This is a genomic window from Flavobacterium sp. KH_001 (assembly GCF_057840745.1).
Map to the genome: position 1 here is coordinate 3,895,774 of NZ_CM174520.1, position 22,345 is coordinate 3,918,118.

Here is a 22,345-nt window from a genome sequence, read left to right on the forward strand (position 1 = left end):
ATTTTAAGTGACAAATCTAATTATTTCAAAAAAAATAAAATTAATTTTATGAAAAGTGTAACATATCAAAAAAAGCAAAGTCCTTATAAAAAACTAGCAACCATTACTTGAGTATAACCAATCAAAATATCGAAGAATTAATCGCGCTTTGTAAAAACAACAATCAGAAGGCACAATTCGAAATTTACAATCGTTACAGTAAAGCCATGTACAACGTAGCCTACAGAATTGTAAAAGACGAACATTTTGCACAAGACGTCATGCAGGAAGGTTTTTTGAAAGCTTTTACAAAAATAAACGATTACAAGCAGGAAGTCGCTTTTGGCGCCTGGCTTAAAAAAATTATTATCAATTACAGTATTGATTTTTACAAAAAGAACAATGCTTTTCAGGTCGAAGATCTAAGCAAGACACTTTATAAGATCGAAGAAAATGACAGTTTTTTTTCTGAGCATATTGATTTGAACTCACTTAAAGTAAAACAGGTGTTAGATACCATTTCAGGCCTGAAAGATAATTATCGAATGGTATTGACGCTCTTTTATATTGAAGGTTACGATCAGGAAGAGATTTGCGAAATTTTGAATATTAGTTATGCCAATTGCCGAACGACATTGAGCAGAGCAAAAGAAAGTTTACGAAAAAAATTAGAGAAATTATGAAAAAGGAAAATGACAGTTTAGATCAATTATTTGAAAAATTTGAAAATCAGTGGGATGTGCAGGAACTAAATCCTGATCATCAGGTAGATTTTTTAAATAAGTTAAATAATAAAAAACAACCAGTAAGAAAAAATTATTGGTTCGTAACCGCTATTGCCGCATCGATCGTATTAATGTTGGGAGTATCATTGTTCTACAAGAATGAAAAACCAAAAGAATTCAAATTTGCTTCTAAAGAAACACAACGAACAGATTCAATTTTTAGCATTTTAATCGACAATGAACTTGTAAAACTAAAAGAAAAGAGTTCTCCGGAAAACGAACAAATTATAAATGACGCATTAAAACAAATGAAAGTTTTTGATGCTGATTATCAAAAAATTATTACTGAATTACAAAAGAATGGCGAAAACAAACAAATAATTTACGCCATGATCAGCAATCTGCAAACCAGGATATCATTTTTGCAGACTGTCTTAAAAAGAATTGAAGAAAACGAAAATCTAAAAAACACCACAGATGAAAAAACATTATAATTTAGCAATTCTATTCATTTTAATTCCTTTTTTGGGTTTTTCAAATGATGATACTTTTATTTCAAAACAAAAAAGCATAAAAAAGACCTATATCGTCAATTCAAATGCCGGGATTGATATTGATAACAAATATGGAAACATTTCAGTATCAACATGGGATGAAGATAAAATTGATCTTGACATTACTATAAAAGTAACAGGAGGCAATGAAAACTGGGTAAATGAAAGATTAAACAGTATTGATGTTGATATTACAGCCTTGAAATCTATGGTTACCGCTATAACGAAACTTGGTAGTTCTTCTATAAAAAGCAAAGGCAGCAACAATAGTTTTGAAATTAATTATATGATAAAAATCCCAAAAAACGGCACTGTAAAACTGATGAATAAATACGGTAACATTACAATTCTTAGTTTAGAAGGAGCTTCTGATATTACCTGTAAATATGGTAAAGTTACAGCTGGTAAATTAAACAACACAAATAATAGATTTCAGATTGAATATTGTCAAAATTCTACAATCGATTATATTAAAAACGGAACAATTGAGGCACGTTATTCTGGATTAAAAGTCAATGATTCGGGGAATCTAAACCTTGATACAAATTATACTGATTTAATTGTTGCTGACGGACAAAACATAAAATATGACTGTAACTACGGAACTTTAAAATTTCAGAGATTAAACTCTTTTTCAGGATCTGGAAACTATCTTACTATATCCATTGCTGAAATTTCAAACAGTGTTAATGTTGATGCAAATTATAGCAAAATAAATATTTCTACAATTACAAGTAAAGCTAATAATGTAAATATCACCTCAGGATATACAGATGTTTCATTAGGATACGACACTAATTATGCTTTTGATTTTGATATTAATACCAGATACGGAAATATAAAAAGTGACAACTCTTTAGATGTATCCGTTACGGAAAGCAAAAATACAAGCAAAAGAATCAGTGGATTCAATAAGAAAAAAGGTCAAAATAAAATATCAATAAATTCTAACTACGGAAACGTATCACTAATTAAAAAACTATAAACTTAAAAAATCAAAAAAATGAAAAAAACAGTTCAATTATTAGTTTGCAGTACATTCTTAGCAAGCATTATGGCGAATGCCCAATCTTCAAGCAACAGAGTTGATGGAAATGGTAAAGTAGTAACCCAAACAAGAAATACATCTGACTACGATGCTATTAAAGTTTCTGGTTCTTTTGATGTTGATTTAGTTGCAGGAAAAGAAGGCAAAATTACAATAAAAGGTGAAGAAAACATATTGAATCTTATTGTGGTTGAAGTAGAAGATAACACACTTAAAATTCAGGTAAAGAAAAATACTAATATCCGTTCTAGTATGGGTAAAAAGGTTCAGGTAACAGTACCGTTTGAGAAAATTTCTGAATTAAGTTTATCTGGCTCTGGTGATATTCAATCAAAAGACGCGATCAAAAACGACAAATTCTTAGCAAGACTTTCTGGTTCAGGAAACTTTAACCTAGCCGTTGATTCCAATAATTTAGAACTAAATTTAAGTGGTTCCGGAAATGTACATTTGAAAGGTTCGGCTGATAGTTTTACAACCAAACTTTCTGGTTCTGGCGATATAGATGCTTCCGAACTAAAATCAAAAAGAGTTGATGTAAATGTTTCCGGGTCAGGGGACAGTAAAGTGAACTGTAGTGAAAGTTTAACAGCGAGAGTTTCCGGATCGGGTGATATTAAATACACTGGAAATCCTGAAAAAAGAGATGTAAAAGTTTCTGGTTCCGGGAATATTTCAAAAGCATAAATTTAAGTAGAAGCTCAATAATGAAAGAATCTCAAAAAAATCATCTAATCAAAATCAAATAATGAACAGAATTTCCCTTCTTCTATTATTGAGCTTTACTATTTCAATCTTCAGTCAGCAAAAACAAAATACATTATCGGAAAATAAAATTTCCTCAATAATGGATAGAAATGCTAATCTCTTGTTAAAGGATTCAAAAACCTATTCTGTTTCTATAGCCATTATTAGTAATGGAGAATCTCATACCAGGCATTATGGTGAAATTGACAAAGGAAAAGGTAATAAAGCGAATGATAATACCTTATTTGAAATCGCTTCTGTCACAAAAGTGTTTACCGGAACTTTGGTAGCTAATGCCGTCCTGGAAGGAAAAATCAAACTTGATGACGATATTAGAAAATACTTAAAAGAACCTTTTTCTAATTTAGAATACAACGGAAATCCAATACGAATTAAAGACTTGCTGACACATCGTAGTGGTATTCTAACTCCTTTTCCTGACACTAAAGAAATTCGTCAAAAATATAGTCCTGATAGTTTTTTAGTTCATAAAAACAGACTCGATAAATCGTATACTAAAAGTGATTTTTTTAATGCGCTAAGAAAAGTAAAAGTTGATACATTGCCTGGAACAACCTTTAAATACGGAGCTTTGGGTCCTGAATTATGTGCTCATATATTAGAAAATGTTTATAAAAAAAATTACGAAGACCAATTGCAGCAGGTAATTTTTGATAAAATGAAGATGAATTCAACAAAAATCAAACTGAACAATAATGATATAGTCGCAAATGGTTATAATGAAAGTGGATTACCAATGACTCCCTTATCAAGTAATCTTTGGGGAGCATCAAAAATGCTTAAATCTACTATTAGTGATCTGACAAAATTTATCAAATTTGAATTAGATCGAAATAACAGAGTAGTTCTGGAGTCACATCAAAAAATTGCCTCAAATCCTGACATGGGGTATTTTTGGGAAATGCAAACAGACAACAATGGAAATTTAAGTTATACAAAAGATGGTGGCTCAAATGGCACACAAAACATCTTAAAAATATATCCTGAATCTAATTTTGGTTTTGTTATTCTTATGAATCAAAGTGATAAAAATTCCGGGACTTATCTAGAATCGGCGGTAAATAATTTATTGAATGATTTTAAGTCTGCCGGCATTATAATAAAGTAAACAAGCCTTGTTTAAAAAATCAACTTTTTAAAATCAAAAACATGAGACGGACAAATCTAATTTTCCTTCTGACTCTTTCTTGTGCCTTATCTTTTGCTCAAAACATAAAAGATTCAAAAAAATTTACATCTAAAATTACAGCGTTAGACGGTTTAAAATCTAACACTGCAGAAATGATGTCTCAATATAATTTAAAAGGATTGAGCGTTGCCGTATTTGAAAATTACGAAATAATATGGACGAATCAATGGGGTGTAAAAGCAGCCGATTCTGAAGAAAAAATTGATAAAAATACCGCGTTTTCTACTGCATCCATTTCAAAACCAATAACTGCAATTGTTTGCACTATGCTGGAAGAACAAGGTTTAATTAATTTAGATGATCCAATAGAAAATTATCTTAAAAGATGGAAACTTCCTAAAAGCAATTTTACAAAAGATATTATTGTGACGTGGAACCAACTTTTGTCTCATACAGCTGGCACAAGCCAGGGCGGTTTTGAAGATTATTATGAAGGAGATTCCATCCCTACAATTGTACAAAGTTTACAAGGAAAATTACTTCCCCGCACTAAAAAGCCAATTGAATTTCTTTTTAAACCCGGAACAAACTGGGAATACAGTGGCGGTGGTTATGTCATTATCCAATGTGCGCTCGAAGATCATTTTAAAAAACCATTAGCACAAATTGTAAAAGAAAATTTGCTTGATCCGTTACAATTACAAAATTCTACAATGATCCAACCTAATGAAAATGGATTTTTAACCAATATTGCAAAAGTGCATAATAGCAAAGGTGAAGTTATTAGAACCGGAATTCCAATTACTCCTCAGGTTGCTCCCTCTGGTTTATGGTCTACTCCTACTGATATGGCATTGATTGCCATCGAAATGCAAAAAGCATTATTAGGAAAGGACAACAAAGTAATTTCAAATGCAGTTGCTAAAAAGGTAACGGATATTGTTACGATGAATGGTCCAAGAGGCTGGAGTTATGGCTGGCAAAGAAGTATTGGACTGGGAAACCTGGAATGGTTTTCACATGACGGTTCTAATACAGGGACTGGCGGTGATCTATTGGCTACAATGAAAAATGGAAATGGAATTGCGATTTTAGCAAATGGTGACAAACCAAACCGATTGCCGGTAATGAATTACCTTGAAAATGAAATAATCAATAAGCTAAGTTGGAACAAGACAATTGATGAAACATCTAGAAAACAAATTCCAACAATTTTAAAAGAAAAAGTTATCGGATATTATAGTGAAATTCTCTATGGTTATGATAGACTAGGTACTAGTAAAATTTTTGAAGAAAATGACACTTTATATCTTATTTCATCATATTTAAAAGACATTACAGCTTCTGAAAAAAGTAAAATGTATTACTTAGGAAATAATACTTTCAGGGCTGACAATTATCCAAATCTTATTCAATTTAACTTGAACAACAAAAATGAACTTGAAGGAATAACTATTTCCCGACCAAATTATACTTCGAAAAAACTCGAATTAACCTTAAATCAGATTAAGACGCCACAAACAGAATTAATCGAGATTTTCTCTGAAAACAATTTTGAAGCTGCTATTATACTATTTAAGAAATTGAAGTTAAAAAATCCCGATTATAATTTTGAAGAAAACCTGAATAGTTTAGGCTATCATTTTTATAATAAAAAACAATTAGATCTTTCTGTTCAGATTTTTACTCTTAATTGTTCTGAATCGAAATCAGCAAATGCATATGACAGCTTAGGAGAAATTTACGAAGCCATTGGAAAATTAGACTTGGCAAAACAAAATTATCAAAAGTCAGTAGATTTAAATCCCAAAAATGAAAATGCCAGACAAATGATTTTAAAAATCAATGCCCGGCTTAACATAAAATAAACTATATAGATAATCCTAAGGAATCTACTAACTAACAATCTCTTTTTTATGTACTCTTCTTAAAAGAAAAATGGCTGTAACAAAGAAAACTCCCAAAATTACAATTGCCGCACGCGGACTTCCAGTTATTTGATCTATTATTCCGTAAACACACATTCCTATTACAATTCCAATTTTCTCTGCAACATCATAAAAACTGAAAAAGGAAGCGGTGTCTTCCGTTTCCGGTAATAATTTTGAATACGTAGATCGTGAAAGAGCCTGAATTCCACCCATAACAAATCCTGCTACGGTAGCCATAACGTAGAAATGTATTGGTAAAGTAATAAAAAATGCCAACGCACAAAAAACAGCCCAAATTATATTAATAACAATCAAACTTGGGATATTGCCAAATTTAGCAGAAGCTCTTGAAGTTAAAACTGCACCAACAACTGCCACTAATTGAATGATTAAAATGCAAATGATTAGACCAATCGTGCCTTCTTCTTTTGATGACCATTGAATCTCCTGAGCTCCAAAATAAGTTGCCACAAGCATCACTGTTTGTACAGCCATACTAGAGACGAAAAAACCTCCTAAATATCTTTTTAAGGGGATATTTTCCTGTAATAAAGCCCAAACTTTCTTTAATTCTCTGAAACCGTTAAAAATCACATCATTCGTTAATTTTTGTCCATTATTCTTACTTCCCTTCGGTAAATAATAATAAGTGTATTGACTGAATAAAACCCACCAAACTCCCACCATAATAAAAGAATAACGCATAGCTTTCATAGCAGCTTCGCCATCAGTGCCGGTAATTCCGAAAAGTTTTGGCTTCATAATCATAGCTAAATTAATGATCAATAAAATCACACTTCCAATATAACCTAACGAATATCCTTTTGCACTAATACTGTCTTGTTGTTCTTCAAAAGCAATATCTGGCAGATAAGAATTATAAAAAACCAAACTCCCCCAATACCCTACTAATCCCAGAAAATAAAAAGCCAGTCCCATGTAAATGTTATCAAGATCAAACCAATATAATCCCATACAAGACAGAGCTCCTAAATAACAGAAAAATTTCATGAATACCTTTTTATTCCCAACATAATCTGCAATACCTGATAATAGCGGGGACATAAATGAAACTAATAAAAATGCACCTGCGGTCGTAAAACTGATTAAAGCAGAATTTTTTAGATGCATCCCAAAAACATCGATATAATGATTATCCTTTGAAAATAAGGCTTCATAAAATATAGGAAATACTGCCGAGGCAATAGTAAGTGTATAAACTGAATTTGCCCAATCATAAAATGCCCAGGCATTTAATAATTTTTTATCTCCTTTTTGTAGGTTTTTCATAGAAATGGTTTTGTTAATGCGCTACGAATTTATCTATTTTTTATCATAATCAAATGAATTTTCTTCAAATCCTGTATTATTAAATCAACAACTTTAAAAAAATATAGGATATAAAAAAAGCTACTCTGAAAGAATAGCTTTAGTAATTTATTAAAGTAATACATTATCTGATAGTTCCAACTTTAAGAGCGATTTCTTTTGCCTGTGAAATAAGTGATTTTAAATTAGCAATTCTTGTTGCGTCAGACGGGTGAGTGCTCATAAATTCAGGAGTTCCTCCAGCGCCTGATTTAGCAGACATTCTGCTCCAAAAAGCAATGGCATCATCAGGATTGTAACCGGCAATTGCCATCAATGTCAATCCAATTTTATCAGCTTCACTTTCATTACTTCTGCTAAAAGGAAGCATTACTCCTACTTCAGAACCGACTCCATAAGCTTGAGAAAATATCTGTCTTGTAGATTCCGATTTATTGCTTGTTGCAGCGTCTAAAGCCACACCTCCAATTTGCTGTAATTGTGCAGCAGACATTCTTTGTGCCCCATGATTCGCCAATGCGTGAGAAACTTCATGCCCCATAACCGTTGCTAATCCTGATTCATTTTGTGTAACGGGCAAAATTCCGGAATAAACGACAATTTTACCTCCAGGCAAACACCACGCATTTACCTCTTTATTATCAACAAGTTTATACTCCCATCGATAATCTTTCAAGTATTGCGTCTGACCTAAATAGGTTAAATATCTTTCGGCTGCTGCTTTAATTTTACTACCAACAAGGTCAACTCTTTTAGCGTCAGCTGTACCGGTTATAACTTTATTTTCCTTTATAAAAGCGTTATATTGTTGAAATGAAGTCGGAAACAATTCACTATTCGAAACAAAATTTAAGTTTTGCTTTCCTGTGATTGGATTTGTGGCACAGGCGCAAACTACTAGTGCTGCGAAAATCCCTATTGGTAAATAATTTTTCATTATTATTAAATTTTAAAATACAGAGTAAAAATACAAATATTATTTTTTGAAATTTTTACATAATTAAATTAAAACATATCATAATTTCATCATTCACCAATAATGTGAAGTTCGTTAAAACCTTTATCAACGAGTAAGACATGACTTGATTCAAAAACAAGTTTATCAAATTCAACCTTTTCATTATCGATTTCGATTTCAGTAACTTTAAACGGCAATCCAATTAAGTTGATTCTATATTTGCTATAAGGTGTGTCATATTTACCTTCTTTATGCAATTGAATAATAAGTTCCTTTTCTTTTCCTATTGTTCTAAATGATAAATAGCTGTAACGACCTTTTTTATAGTCGTATCCATCTTGTGCATCTTCATATACAAAAGATTGTTCTTTACCAATTTTAAAATATAAATCCAAAGTCAATTCATCAAATTCAAGTTCACCAACATACTGCTGAACAGGATATTTTGGAATAATCGCTCCCGCCTTTACAAACACCGGAATTTCATCAAATTTAGTATCAACCCAAACTTCTCTTCCTCCTATTGAGAATTCATTAGTCCAATAGTTATACCACTCTCCTCGTGGAATATACATACGTCTACCTACAGCATTAGGTTCAAGAATCGGGCAAACTAAAATTTGATTTCCGAAGATAAATTCGTCATTACGATAATGAGTTTGAATATCTTCCTGATCATAATAAACAAGAGGTTTTAACATTGGAACACCTTCTTCAATATATTGCCAAAACATGGTATATAAATATGGCAGTAATTGATAACGGAGGCTCACAAATTTTCTGGTAATATTAATAACTTCTTCGTCAAAAGCCCAAGGTTCCTGATTACCGTGATCCCCGGAAGAATGTGTTCTGCAGAAAGGATGAAAAACTCCTAACTGAATCCAACGTGCATATAATTCTCCTGTTGGCTGTTCTGCAAAACCTCCAATATCCGAACCTGTGAAGCCCATTCCTGAAATACACATTCTCTGAACCTGAATATTTGCAATCCATAAATGTTCCCAGGTGGCGACATTATCACCTGTCCATGACGATGTATAACGCTGTGCACCAGAATAAGCAGATCGTGTAATTACAAAAGGACGTTTAGGATAGGCAAAACGCTTTACACCATGATATGTCGCTCTGGCCATTTGCGTTCCATAAATATTATGAGCTTTTCTATGACTGCAAGGATTTCCGTCATAAACGTGACGAACATCCATTGGGAAAGTCTTATTCGGAACCTCCATTACGGCTGGTTCGTTCATATCATTCCAAACTCCTTTTACTCCAATATCTGAAATTAATTCTTTAAATAACCCTGCCCACCATTCTCTAACTACGGGATTTGTATAGTCTGGAAAATTACATTCTCCTGGCCAAACTTTACCTTTCATATATGGTCCATCGGCCCTTTTACAGAAGTAATCTTTTTCTAAAGCTTCCTGGTAAACCCAATAATCTTTATCAATTTTAATTCCGGGATCGATAATTACAACTGTTTTGAAACCATCCTCGGCTAATTCGGCAACCATTTGTTTTGGATCGGGAAAATATTCCTTGTTCCAGGTAAAACAGCGAAAACCTTCCATATAATCGATATCCAGATAAATAGCATCACATGGAATTTTAAGCTCCCTGAATTTTGAAGTAATTTCTTTTACTTTACTTTCCGGATAATAACTCCATTTACATTGATGATAACCCAAAACCCATAAGGGCGGTAATTCAGGTTTACCGGTTAAATCAGTATAAGTCGTAACAACATCCTGCATTTGCGGGCCATAAATGAAATAATAATTCATTTCACCACCTTCAGCCCAAAAACTGGCAACATTTCTCCTTTCCTGGCAAAAGTCAAAAAAGGTTCTAAAAGTATTATCGAAGAAAATACCGTAGGATTGTTTATTATGTAAACCAATATAAAAAGGAACTACTTTGTATAATGGATCTTGTTCTTTTTGAAAAGCATATTGATCTGTAGCAAAATTTTCAAGTCTTTTACCTTTTAAATTCATTTGAGTGGCTTTATCACCAAGACCGTAAAAACATTCTCCATCTTTAGAAGATTTACTCATTTTTACAATATTCCCGCCATACTCATAGCTTTCCTCCCAATGAAAACCAAGTTCATCTTCCAGAATCAAAAGATCACTTAAATCATAAATGGATAAACGAAGATCTGCTTTTTGTATTTTACATTTTACTTTGCTGGTTCTTATCAAGAAATAAGTTTCTTCTTCAGTAAGTTCCAGAAAATTATAACCGTGAAGCTGTGTTTTATCAATTGCATAGGAAAAGTCATTACTAAAATAACCTTTGGTAGTAAAACGAAATCGAATTAAACTATCTCTAAGAATAGTGACTTTTAAGATTACTTTATTATCTGTATGAAAGAAAATAGAATCGCCTTCATGTTCATAGGAGATAATTTTTGATGGATATAAATCGCCTTTATATTCTAATGATGTATTTGTAATCATATCGCTAATGAATTAATTATTCTAACTATATCGCTATTTCAAACATACAAAAAAACTATATAAAGCCCTATGAATATGAGGTTTATTAACGAAAACGTTTTTTCTGCCTGACTAACAAATTACATCTCAAAAAATCAACAATTTGGTAATATTAGAATCAAAAAATGATAAAATGATATTCTAAAAATTAATATAGAAATTTTATCCAAACGAATAAACAGTGACACTCAATGGAGGCAATGTTAATTCAACCGAATAATCCCTGCCATCATAAGGTGAAGATTCAATTTTTAAACTGCCTGAATTCCCAATGCCGCTTCCTCCATAAATTGTAGCATCCGTATTGAAAATCTCAATTAATTTACCTTTCTGTGAAATTCCTATTCTATAATTTTCACGAACAACTTGTGTAAAATTCCCCACAATGACTAAATTTTCTTTCTCATTGTTTCCTTTTCGGATATAAGATAAAACAGCATTTTGATGATCAGAATAATTGATCCATTCAAAACCTTCACCAGTAAATTGCTTTTCATACAATGCAGGTTGAGATTTATATAGTTGATTCAAATCTGTGATTATTCTTTTTACACCCGAATGATAATCATATTGAAGTAAATGCCAGTCTAAACTTTTCTCGAAATTCCATTCATCACTCTGACCAAATTCAGACCCCATAAACAATAATTTTGTTCCAGGATGGGTAAACATATAACCGTATAACAATCTTAAATTAGCAAACTTCTGCCATTCATCGCCAGGCATTTTATTGGCGATAGATTTTTTTCCATATACTACTTCGTCATGCGAAAATGGCAGCATAAAATTCTCCGTAAAAGCATATGTCATTGAAAAAGTCAAATCGTTTTGATGGTACTTTCTATAAACTGTTTCTTTTTGAAAATATTTTAAAGTATCGTGCATCCAGCCCATCATCCATTTCATTCCAAAACCCAAACCTCCTGTAAAGGTTGGTCTCGAAACCATAGGAAAAGAAGTACTTTCTTCAGCAATAGTTTGGACTCCATCAAAATTAGCATAGATCACTTCATTGAATTCTTTAAGAAAACTTATGGTATCCAGATTTTCTCTTCCTCCGTAAATATTTGGTTCCCACTCACCTTCTTCTCTCGAATAATCAAGATAAAGCATTGAAGCAACAGCATCCACTCTTAATCCATCTGCATGATAATGGTGTAGCCAAAAAACCGCGTTACTAATTAAGAATGCACGAACTTCATTTCGTCCATAATTAAAAACCAAACTTTTCCAATCTGGGTGATACCCTTTTCGGCGATCGGGATGTTCGTATAAATGTGATCCATCAAAAAAACCTAAACCATGTGCATCATCAGGAAAATGTGATGGAACCCAGTCTAAAATTACTCCAATACCAGCCTGATGCAGTTTATCAACCAAAACCATGAAGTCCTGTGGTTTTCCAAAACGAGAAGTAGGTGCAAAATATCCTGTCAGCTGATATCCCCAAGAGGGATCATAAGGATACTCCATTATCGGCATAAATTCTACATGTGTAAATCCGGTTTCTTTCATATAAGCGACCAAATCATCTGCAAGTTCTAAATAAGTCAAAAACCTATTGTGCTCACCACGTTTCCAGGAGCCTAAATGCACTTCATAAACAGAATATGGCTTATCTAAACCATTATGGTTTTGGCGCGATTGCATCCAGTTTTCATCTTTCCATTTATAATCTAAATCCCAGACAACAGAAGCGGTGTGAGGTGGCTTTTCACAATATAAAGCAAATGGATCTGCTTTTTCAGTTATAATTCCATTTATATTGGATTGAATTTTGTACTTGTACAAAGCACCTTTTGTGATCTCAGGAATAAAACCTTCCCAAATACCTGAAGAATCCCAGCGAACTTGTAAATGATGTTCATTTCCTGTCCAATAATTAAAATCACCTACAACGGAAACGGACTGGGCCGTTGGAGCCCAAACAGCAAAATAAACACCTTTCACTCCGTTAACTTCAACTAAATGCGCTCCTAACTTTTCATATAATTTGAAGTGTTTCCCTGCTTTGAATAAATCGATATCAAAATCAGTAAATAGAGAATGCGTGATTACTTTAGACATATTTGGTTTTTAAGGCAATAATTAATTTTAAGTATTTTATTCAATTCTGAAATTATCTGATAATATGGCACCTTTTTTAATAACAACAATACCGTCTTTGATACTATATAATTCGTTTGTAAAATTATCTAAATGTTTTCCACCACTGATGTGAACGTTGTTTCCAATACGGACATTTTTATCAACAAGAGCATTTTGTATAAAACAGTTTTCACCAATTCCAACATGAATTTTATTAATACTTGCTTCGTGATTTAGTTCATCTAAATCCTGATAAAAATCGTTACCCATTACATAACAGTTTTCAAGCACAGTTCCTTCTCCAATTCTGGAACGAATACCAATAACAGATCTCTTAATTTCTTTAGCATTGATAATACATCCCTCGGAAATTAAGGATTGATTAATAATCGAATTTCTAAATTTAGATGGAGGAAGTAATCTTGGTCTGGTAAAAATTTTATTGTCATTATCAAACAGATTAAACTCAGGAATATCAGCTGTTAAACCAATATTAGCTTCAAAAAAGGATTCGATATTTCCAATATCTGTCCAATAACCTTCGTACTGATAACTAAGAATCTTATGTTTACCGACAGCCTGTGGAATGATTTCTTTTCCAAAATCTTTAGTATGCGGATCGGCCATTAAATCTTCCAATAATTGTCGGTTAAAAATATAAATACCCATTGAAGCCAAATATTTCTTTCCTTTTTCCTGCATTTGATCACTTACATCAGATTCCCATTGAGGCAATAAAGAAGCGTCAGGTTTCTCAATAAAAGCTTCAATACAACTCTCGTGATTTGTTTTAAGAATTCCAAATTCGGGAGCATCTTTAGCATTTACCGGTAAAGTAGCTATTGAGATTTCTGCATCTGCAGCAATATGCGCTTCTAACATTTCGTTAAAATCCATTTGATACAATTGATCTCCCGATAATATTAAAGCGTGATCAAATTCATGTTTTAAAAAATGTGACATGCATTGTCGAACTGCATCTGCCGTTCCCTGAAACCAGGTTGGATTATCCGGAGTTTGCTCTGCTGCCAAAATATCAACAAATGATTGACTGAAAATACTGAAATTGAAAGTGTTTTTTATATGTGCGTTTAATGATGCCGAGTTAAACTGTGTCAAAACAAATATTTTAAAAATATCAGAATTAATACAATTTGAAATAGGAATATCAACTAATCGGTATTTTCCACCAATTGGCACCGCTGGTTTAGATCTTGTTTCAGTTAATGGAAACAAACGTGATCCTTGTCCTCCTCCTAAAATAATAGCAACTACATTTTTCTTTTTAAATTTCATTTTTTTCAATTATTAGGTTGTATATCTCGATATATTCTTGGCAAACTCTTTCCCAGGAATGATCTGTTGCCATTCCCTTTTTTATAATTTCATTGAAATTTATTTTATCGTCGTACAATTTTACCGCGCGATTTATAGAATAACAAATATCTCCAACAGAAGCCTGATCATGGCAAATTCCGTTTCCATTATCTCCAAAATCAATTACAGTATCACGCAAGCCACCTGTCCTTCTTACAATAGGAACCGTCCCATATCGCAAGGCATACATTTGATTTAATCCGCAAGGTTCTACTCTTGAAGGCATTAAAATATAATCTGAACCGGCGTATATTAAATGGGCTAATTCCTCATTATAACCTATAAAAACATTGTAATTTCCTTTATAATCATTTCGTAGTTGCACCAACTGTTCTTCAATTATAGCATTTCCCGATCCCAAAATCAAAATATTGATATTCTCAAAATTTTCAGATAAGGCTAAAGCAGCTGCCTGATGTAATAAATCCCCTCCTTTTTCTTCAAATAAACGTCCTATAAAACTAAACAATGATTTTGTTGGATCTAATTCAAATTGTTCACACAACCTTTCTTTGTTTTTTTGTTTGCCATCTTCAAACGTGTTGATGGAGTAATTTCCAGCAATCATTTCATCTTTTGAAGGATCCCAAACGTCAAAATCAATACCGTTTAAAATACCTTTTGATTTACTTCTAACAGATTTAAATAAATCCTCTAAACCATTTGCTGCAATATTTATTTCATTCAAATAGCTAGGAGAAACAGTTGTAACTGCGTGGGCACATTTTATTCCAACAGCTAATGAATTAATGGAATTATTCCATTCTAAAAACCCTACATGAATTAAATCAAACTCTGGTAAATAATACAATTTATCAAAACCAAACCAGCCTTGATATAAACCATTATGAATTGTAATTACTGTTCTTATACTTCGTAAAGTTTCATACTTATAGGCATACTTCAACAAAAATGGAATTAATCCAGTATGATGATCGTGACAATTGATCACATTGGGAACGGTTTTACGAGCGGTAATCCAATCTAAAGTTGCAATTTGAAAAGATAAAAATCTTTCGATATCATCTTCATATCCGTACACATTTGGTCTGTCAAATAATTCTTTTATTTCTATGAGATATAATTCATAGCCTAATTTATTCGTAGTTTCTTTTAAAACGCTAAACGGAAAATCGAAATTACCAAGCTTTACATTTCCCCAATGAACGCATTCAAAATTATTTTCATTTTTAAACTTTGTATCATAACAAGGAACAACAACCCGAACCTGATGTCCAGCATTTGTCTGGTATTTTGGCAATGCTCCAACAACATCGGCCAAACCGCCCACTTTTGCCATTGGATAACACTCTGCACTGATATGAAATATTTCCATTTTAGAAATTTATAAACATCTATTTATTGTACTACATTTATGTTTCCTAAATTTAGGAAAAAATAAGCAACATTTAGCTCTCATAAAAAATTTATTAATATGGCAAAAAAGGAAACTAATCCTACTAAATCATTAAAAATTCCGCAGCTTATAATTTTATCTGCTAAATTATGTGCTTTTATATCCACTAAATTGGCAACTACTTATGCTGCAAAACTATTTACAACACCAATAAAACATAAAGTTCCCAAACGAGAGCTTGAAATGGATTCTAAAAGTGTGAAAAAGACAATCAATGTTCAGACAATTGATAAAAATATAATCACTTACGAATATGGAACTAGTAATCATAAAATCTTATTGGTCCATGGTTGGTCAGGCAGAGGTACACAATTATTCAAAATAGCAGATGCATTACTAAAAATTGGATATTCAACGGTTAGTTTTGATGCACCAGCACACGGAAAGTCGCAAGGAAAAACAACTATAATGTCCGAGTTCATTCACTCTATATTAGAACTTGAAAAGCAATTTGGTCCATTCGAAATTGCAATTGGTCATTCTTTGGGAGGGATGTCAGTTTTGAATGCTATTAAAGATGGGCTAAAAGTGGACAAAGCAATTTTAATAGGAAGTGGTGATATTGTTCAGGATATTCTGGATGAATTTACTTCTAAATTAGGTTTAAAACCTGAAATGAGTATACAGCTACGCAATCATTTTGAAGATAAATACGAGGTAAAAATGGATGATTTTTCAGCTTATAAAGCAGCTCAAAAAGTACAAATTCCAGTTTTAGTAATTCATGACAATGATGATCCGGAAGTTTCGGTAAAAGCAGGAATTCATATTCATAAAAACTTAGAAAAGGGATTACTATTTTTAACTGATGGTTTAGGACACAGAAAAATTTTAGGAAATCAAAATGTCATAAATAAAATCATCAATTTCATTAAAAGTAGCTAATTTTGTGAGAGTTATATACTTTTTATTTAAATTTAAAGAAATACAACATGAATTTATTTGGAGAAACATCAGATTGGGAAGTGAAACTTCAGCCCATTCTGGAAAAATATAAAGGAAAGAAACATCCTCTTGAATATCAAAATACATATCAATTAATGGTGATGGTAATTCTATCTGCACAAGATTCAGATGCCAATATAAATAAAATTGCCCCATCTTTATTTGAAAAATTTCCCACCCTGAAAAGTCTATCTCAGATAGATTCTGAAGCTTTAATACCCTATATCAGCAAAGTTCGAAACTATCCAACAAAAACACAATGGATTTTAGAAATTGCAAAAACCCTTAAAGAAGATAAAAATATTCCTTTAAATATGAAGGAATTAACGAGCCTTAAAGGAATTGGCAGGAAATCAGCAAATGTAATATTAAGAGAAACCCATCAGTCTGCAGAGGGTATTATAGCTGATCTTCATGTAATTAGAGTTGCCCCAAGAATTGGAATAATAAAAGAAAGTAAAGACGGAATTAAGGTCGAAAAAGAACTAATGCAAGTCCTGCCAAAATCAATTTGGTCAGAAATCGGAATGGCAATTTCCTTTTTAGGAAGAGAAACCTGCAGACCAAAACCAAAATGTGAGGAATGTGTATTGGCAGATATCTGTCTTTATTATGCAACTTATGTAGCATAATAAAAGATTATTTTCTTCTGGTATCAATGAGGTAAATAATTTTCCAGGAATCTTTTTCCTTAAATAAAGTAAAAGTATTGACACCGGTATGACTTAATTTATCATTTAGATAAAATTCATATGGTGCCCACACATGCGCCATCGTTCCATCAATTTGAATAGTGTAACTTAAAATTTTCTCTTGAAATTTCATGGTCGACGGAATTGAAGCAATCGATTTGTAAAATTCTTTTGCAGTTTCCTCAGATAACTTATTACCCTTAGTTACACTTTCACTTATTGATTGAAGAATTATCTTATTAGCACAAACTGACTTTATTTTAATCGTATCTTTTTGATGAAATCCTTCAAAAAAGTATTCTATGGTCTTCTGAACTTCCTGTTGTTGTGCATTTGAGCATAATCCGAAAAACAGGAAAAACACTACAATTAATCTACTCATAATTAACTTTTTAAATTTACACTCCAAATTGATTTAAGTGATGATTCAGATGTTTAGCAAACATATTATTCCATTCCAATGCGCTTAATTTTCCAAAAGAGTGAGATTCTTTCCCTTCAAATTCTTTCTCACCTAAAACCTGGGTTTTATTGAGATAAGAAATCAGTCTCTCTTTTCTATATCAAAATTCCTGTTATCCTTAATAATAAACTGTGGCGCAGTCTGATTATTTCGAGGATAAGGGGTTTCATTAACTACCTTTTTTTTAACTAATACTTTTAAAATAAACTTTATAATAGTATTTGGTTTCGGGTGAATATCTTCATATACCATTTCATATGTGACATTGCAATGAAATGAGCCAGCATTTGATCAACACTCATTTTGCCCCAAAGTGCTTTTGATTCCGATGTAAGGTGATTAATTCTGTTTTCGAATTCATGACAATCCTCTGTACGAAAAATATTTTTCATTTTTTGTATTTATTGAAGTTTTAGGCATTAGAATAATAAGACAAATATATAAAATTTAAGATCAGAATACCCAAGAGAAGTTTTTGCAAGTGAATGAGTGCGCGTTTCCCGCCTCGGTGGGCCAAGCTGTCCGCTTGTATTCCCGATAAACACAAGTATTGTTTTCAGAAGAAATTCCAACTTTTAAATTCCAAATTCAAATTCAGAGTACTACATAGTTTTATTTTCAGAAGAAATCAGGTACAGCAACTGCTATTTAACCGCAAAGCTCGCAAAGGATTACACACAAACTTCGCAAAACTATTAACACAGCTTTGCGAACTTAAACAGGTGTGTTGTACACACCGATAATAAAAACCTTTGCTTTGTTTGCGGTAAAAACATAAAGTATTGTAAAACAAAAAACCCCGTTTCGTTAGAAACAGGGTTTTAAAAAGAAAGGCGACGACATACTCTCCCACATAACTGCAGTACCATCTGCGCAGGCGGGCTTAACTACTCTGTTCGGGATGGGAAGAGGTGAGCCCCGCCGCAATAACCACCTTAAGGTCGTTTTGCAATGGGTAACCAGCTTTAGCTGATCAACATTACACAATATCTTAACATACTGAGATAAAGAAAAAAGTATTGATTTAGAAAGTTTCTTCTCCCGACCGGAGTCGGGAGAAAAGGGTGTACATAAGCTTACGGATTATTAGTACTACTCGACTATGACATTACTGCCTTTACATCTATAGCCTATCAACGTGGTCATCTTCCACGATCCTTAAAAGAAATCTCATCTTGTGGTGGGTTTCGCGCTTATATGCTTTCAGCGCTTATCCCTTCCAAACGTAGCTACTCTGCGGTGCCCCTGGCGGGACAACAGATACACTAGAGGTTTGTCCAATTCGGTCCTCTCGTACTAGAATCAGATCCACTCAAATTTCTAACGCCCACAGTAGATAGAGACCGAACTGTCTCACGACGTTCTGAACCCAGCTCGCGTGCCACTTTAATGGGCGAACAGCCCAACCCTTGGGACCTTCTCCAGCCCCAGGATGTGACGAGCCGACATCGAGGTGCCAAACCCCCCCGTCGATATGAGCTCTTGGGGGAGATCAGCCTGTTATCCCCGGCGTACCTTTTATCCTTTGAGCGATGGCCCTTCCATGCGGAACCACCGGATCACTATGCTCTACTTTCGTACCTGATCGACCTGTATGTCTCTCAGTCAAGCTCCCTTATGCCATTGCACTCTACGCACGGTTACCAAGCGTACTGAGGGAACCTTTAGAAGCCTCCGTTACTCTTTTGGAGGCGACCACCCCAGTCAAACTACCCACCAAGCAATGTCCCCCACAATATGGGGTTAGGCCTCAGATAAACAAAGGGTTGTATTTCAACAATGACTCCACAACGCCTGGCGACGCCACTTCACAGTCTCCAACCTATCCTACACATCATTTATCCAAGGTCAATACTAAGCTATAGTAAAGGTGCACAGGGTCTTTTCGTCCCACTGCGGGTAAACGGCATCTTCACCGTTACTACAATTTCACCGAGCTCATGGCTGAGACAGTGTCCAGATCGTTACACCATTCGTGCAGGTCGGAACTTACCCGACAAGGAATTTCGCTACCTTAGGACCGTTATAGTTACGGCCGCCGTTTACTGGGGCTTCAATTCAATGCTTCTCCGAAGATAACATCTCCTCTTAACCTTCCAGCACCGGGCAGGTGTCAGGCCCTATACTTCATCTTACGATTTTGCAGAGCCCTGTGTTTTTGATAAACAGTCGCCTGGACCTCTTCACTGCGGCCCTGTATTGCTACAGGGCGACCCTTCTCCCGAAGTTACGGGTCTATTTTGCCTAATTCCTTAGCCATGAATCTCTCGAGCACCTTAGGATTCTCTCCTCAACTACCTGTGTCGGTTTACGGTACTGGTACTAATTACCTGAAGTTTAGAGGTTTTTCTTGGAAGCCCTTAGGCGCACTATCTCTTTGTCCGAAGACTCCGAGTACTATCGTATTTCCCCAAGATCTGTGGATTTGCCTGCAGATCTTATAGGTAGGTACTTCAACGAACTATTCCGTCAGTTCGCGGCGCTTTCATCACTCCGTCACCCCATCACAGTAATTAGTAGTACGGGAATATTAACCCGTTAGCCATCGACTGTCCCTTTCGGGTTCGCCTTAGGACCAGACTAACCCACAGCTGATTAGCATAGCTGTGGAAACCTTAGTTTTTCGGTGTGCGGGTTTCTCGCCCGCATTATCGTTACTTATGCCTACATTTTCTTTTCCAGCCAGTCCAGCATACCTTACGATACACCTTCAACCCTGCTGGAATGCTCCCCTACCACTTACAGTAAACTGTAAATCCATAGCTTCGGTAATACGCTTATGCCCGATTATTATCCATGCTCGTCCGCTCGACTAGTGAGCTGTTACGCACTCTTTAAATGAATGGCTGCTTCCAAGCCAACATCCTAGCTGTCTGGGCAGACAAACCTCGTTCTTTCAACTTAGCGTATATTTGGGGACCTTAGCTGATGGTCTGGGTTCTTTCCCTCTCGGACTTGGACCTTAGCACCCAAGCCCTCACTGCTGAGAAACATTATATAGCATTCGGAGTTTGTCAGGAATTGGTAGGCGGTGAAGCCCCCGCATCCAATCAGTAGCTCTACCTCTATATAACTTAAATTCAGCGCTGCACCTAAATGCATTTCGGGGAGTACGAGCTATTTCCGAGTTTGATTGGCCTTTCACCCCTACCCACAGGTCATCCGAAGACTTTTCAACGTCAACCGGTTCGGACCTCCACTGTGTGTTACCACAGCTTCATCCTGCCCATGGGTAGATCACACGGTTTCGCGTCTAACACTACTGACTAAAGCGCCCTATTCAGACTCGCTTTCGCTACGGATCCGTGGCTTAACCACTTAACCTTGCCAGCAACGTTAACTCGTAGGCTCATTATGCAAAAGGCACGCCGTCACCCCACGAAAGGGCTCCGACCGCTTGTAAGCGTATGGTTTCAGGATCTATTTCACTCCGTTATTCACGGTTCTTTTCACCTTTCCCTCACGGTACTGGTTCACTATCGGTCTCTCAGGAGTATTTAGCCTTAGCGGATGGTCCCGCCAAATTCAGACAGGGTTTCACGTGCCCCGCCCTACTCAGGATACCACTATCTATTATACTCGTTACCCATACGGGGCTATCACCCTCTATGGCGTCACTTTCCAGTAACTTCCGGTTCCTTGTACATAAAATGTCGTGGTCCTACAACCCCAACAATGCCGTAACATCATTGGTTTGGGCTAATCCGCGTTCGCTCGCCACTACTTACGGAATCACTTTTGTTTTCTTCTCCTCCGCCTACTTAGATGTTTCAGTTCAGCGGGTTTGCCCACCTATCGGTGTACTATGTCTTCAACATAGTGGGTTGCCCCATTCAGGTATCTACGGATCAATTCGTGTGTGCCGATCCCCGTAGCTTTTCGCAGCTTATCACGCCTTTCATCGCCTCTGAGAGCCAAGGCATCCCCCATACGCCCTTATTTTGCTTATTGTACCAATCTTAAATTTAATTAAGACCGTTTTTTTTTGTTTTCTACTTTAAATAGTAAAAAACGCTTTCTACTTTTTATTATTTTCTTATCTCAATATGTCAATGAACTTTTATTTACTATCTTCACAGTAAACCAGTGGAGAATAACGGAGTCGAACCGTTGACCTCCTGCGTGCAAGGCAGGCGCTCTAGCCAGCTGAGCTAATCCCCCATTTTTAAATGATGAGTTATGAATTATGAGTTATGAATACTCATAAATGCTCAACTTCTAAAATTTCCTTTTTTTTAAGTTAAATAGTAGTCCCGGGCAGACTCGAACTGCCGACCCCTACATTATCAGTGTAGTACTCTAACCAGCTGAGCTACGAGACTCTGTTTTACTTAAAATTTATTATTTGAACTAACAGCAAGAGTAAAATAGTCTTAAAATTAAAAACCCATAAAGCTTCTTCTTTTTTCCCCATCGTGTATTAATACTAACAATT

Annotated in this window: 15 protein-coding genes, 2 tRNA genes, 2 rRNA genes and 1 pseudogene; 8 read left to right on the forward strand and 12 right to left on the reverse strand. The window is 34.6% G+C overall.

What is annotated here, in order from left to right; translation table 11 throughout:
- Nucleotides 1-107 precede the first annotated feature (107 nt).
- From AC3ITQ_RS16975 to AC3ITQ_RS17000, 6 genes are all read left to right on the forward strand, one after another.
- Nucleotides 108-662 (forward strand): RNA polymerase sigma factor, encoded by a 555-nt coding sequence (locus AC3ITQ_RS16975; protein WP_489235325.1) that lies wholly within the window; start codon nucleotides 108-110, stop codon nucleotides 660-662.
- Nucleotides 659-1,198: an anti-sigma factor gene (locus AC3ITQ_RS16980; RefSeq protein ID WP_489235326.1), complete on the forward strand. Its 540-nt coding sequence runs from the start codon at nucleotides 659-661 to the stop codon at nucleotides 1,196-1,198. Before AC3ITQ_RS16975 ends, AC3ITQ_RS16980 begins: the two co-directional genes overlap by 4 nt.
- Nucleotides 1,182-2,243, forward strand: a complete 1,062-nt coding sequence (locus AC3ITQ_RS16985; RefSeq protein ID WP_489235327.1) for a DUF4097 family beta strand repeat-containing protein — start codon at nucleotides 1,182-1,184, stop codon at nucleotides 2,241-2,243. The genes AC3ITQ_RS16980 and AC3ITQ_RS16985 overlap by 17 nt, the downstream gene beginning before the upstream one ends.
- An 18-nt stretch (nucleotides 2,244-2,261) precedes the next feature.
- Entirely contained in the window at nucleotides 2,262-2,993 is a 732-nt protein-coding gene (locus tag AC3ITQ_RS16990) for a head GIN domain-containing protein (RefSeq protein ID WP_489235328.1), read from the forward strand.
- A 160-nt stretch (nucleotides 2,994-3,153) separates the two neighbouring features.
- The gene (locus tag AC3ITQ_RS16995) at nucleotides 3,154-4,182 is read left to right on the forward strand and encodes a serine hydrolase domain-containing protein (protein WP_489235329.1); all 1,029 of its coding nucleotides are present in this window, start codon (nucleotides 3,154-3,156) and stop codon (nucleotides 4,180-4,182) included.
- Nucleotides 4,183-4,223: 41 nt separating this feature from the next.
- A complete protein-coding gene (locus tag AC3ITQ_RS17000; RefSeq protein WP_489235330.1) occupies nucleotides 4,224-6,071 on the forward strand; it encodes a serine hydrolase domain-containing protein in 1,848 nt (615 codons plus the stop codon).
- Between the two features lie 27 nt (nucleotides 6,072-6,098).
- On the opposite strand, the gene AC3ITQ_RS17005 is transcribed toward AC3ITQ_RS17000, so the two are convergent.
- From AC3ITQ_RS17005 to AC3ITQ_RS17030, 6 genes are all read right to left on the reverse strand, one after another.
- A complete protein-coding gene (locus AC3ITQ_RS17005) occupies nucleotides 6,099-7,424 on the reverse strand; it encodes an MFS transporter (protein WP_489235331.1) in 1,326 nt (441 codons plus the stop codon).
- 163 nt (nucleotides 7,425-7,587) lie between these two features.
- Complete coding sequence (locus tag AC3ITQ_RS17010) at nucleotides 7,588-8,400, reverse strand: M48 family metallopeptidase (protein ID WP_489235332.1); 813 nt, start codon at nucleotides 8,398-8,400, stop codon at nucleotides 7,588-7,590.
- Between the two features lie 89 nt (nucleotides 8,401-8,489).
- Complete coding sequence (locus AC3ITQ_RS17015) at nucleotides 8,490-10,889, reverse strand: glycoside hydrolase family 31 protein (RefSeq protein WP_489235333.1); 2,400 nt, start codon at nucleotides 10,887-10,889, stop codon at nucleotides 8,490-8,492.
- A gap of 201 nt (nucleotides 10,890-11,090) precedes the next feature.
- Entirely contained in the window at nucleotides 11,091-12,995 is a 1,905-nt protein-coding gene (gene glgB, locus AC3ITQ_RS17020) for a 1,4-alpha-glucan branching protein GlgB (protein WP_489235334.1), read from the reverse strand.
- Nucleotides 12,996-13,031: 36 nt separating this feature from the next.
- Nucleotides 13,032-14,312 carry a glucose-1-phosphate adenylyltransferase gene (locus AC3ITQ_RS17025; RefSeq protein ID WP_489235335.1) on the reverse strand — a complete coding sequence of 427 codons (1,281 nt, stop codon included), beginning with the start codon at nucleotides 14,310-14,312 and terminating at the stop codon, nucleotides 13,032-13,034.
- On the reverse strand, nucleotides 14,302-15,729 hold the full coding sequence (locus AC3ITQ_RS17030; protein WP_489235336.1) for a glycogen synthase: 1,428 nt from the start codon (nucleotides 15,727-15,729) through the stop codon (nucleotides 14,302-14,304). The genes AC3ITQ_RS17025 and AC3ITQ_RS17030 overlap by 11 nt, the downstream gene beginning before the upstream one ends.
- 99 nt (nucleotides 15,730-15,828) lie before the next feature.
- Between AC3ITQ_RS17030 and AC3ITQ_RS17035 the strand changes: the two genes are divergently transcribed.
- Both AC3ITQ_RS17035 and AC3ITQ_RS17040 read left to right on the forward strand, forming a co-directional pair.
- Complete coding sequence (locus AC3ITQ_RS17035) at nucleotides 15,829-16,695, forward strand: alpha/beta hydrolase (RefSeq protein ID WP_489235337.1); 867 nt, start codon at nucleotides 15,829-15,831, stop codon at nucleotides 16,693-16,695.
- A 47-nt stretch (nucleotides 16,696-16,742) separates the two neighbouring features.
- Complete coding sequence (locus AC3ITQ_RS17040) at nucleotides 16,743-17,387, forward strand: endonuclease III domain-containing protein (RefSeq protein ID WP_489235338.1); 645 nt, start codon at nucleotides 16,743-16,745, stop codon at nucleotides 17,385-17,387.
- Between the two features lie 7 nt (nucleotides 17,388-17,394).
- On the opposite strand, the gene AC3ITQ_RS17045 is transcribed toward AC3ITQ_RS17040, so the two are convergent.
- The 6 genes and pseudogenes from AC3ITQ_RS17045 to AC3ITQ_RS17070 all read right to left on the reverse strand — a co-directional run bounded on the left by AC3ITQ_RS17045 (nucleotide 17,395) and on the right by AC3ITQ_RS17070 (nucleotide 22,232).
- Nucleotides 17,395-17,829 (reverse strand): nuclear transport factor 2 family protein, encoded by a 435-nt coding sequence (locus AC3ITQ_RS17045; RefSeq protein WP_489235339.1) that lies wholly within the window; start codon nucleotides 17,827-17,829, stop codon nucleotides 17,395-17,397.
- A 16-nt stretch (nucleotides 17,830-17,845) separates the two neighbouring features.
- Nucleotides 17,846-18,302 (reverse strand): annotated as a pseudogene (locus AC3ITQ_RS17050) (DUF1569 domain-containing protein).
- Between the two features lie 436 nt (nucleotides 18,303-18,738).
- Nucleotides 18,739-18,848, reverse strand: a 5S ribosomal RNA gene (rrf, locus tag AC3ITQ_RS17055).
- 128 nt (nucleotides 18,849-18,976) lie between these two features.
- Nucleotides 18,977-21,861, reverse strand: a 23S ribosomal RNA gene (locus AC3ITQ_RS17060).
- 136 nt (nucleotides 21,862-21,997) lie between these two features.
- Nucleotides 21,998-22,071 (reverse strand) — tRNA-Ala (locus AC3ITQ_RS17065).
- Between the two features lie 87 nt (nucleotides 22,072-22,158).
- Nucleotides 22,159-22,232: transfer RNA gene (locus tag AC3ITQ_RS17070), tRNA-Ile, on the reverse strand.
- Between the last annotated feature and the right edge of the window lie 113 nt (nucleotides 22,233-22,345).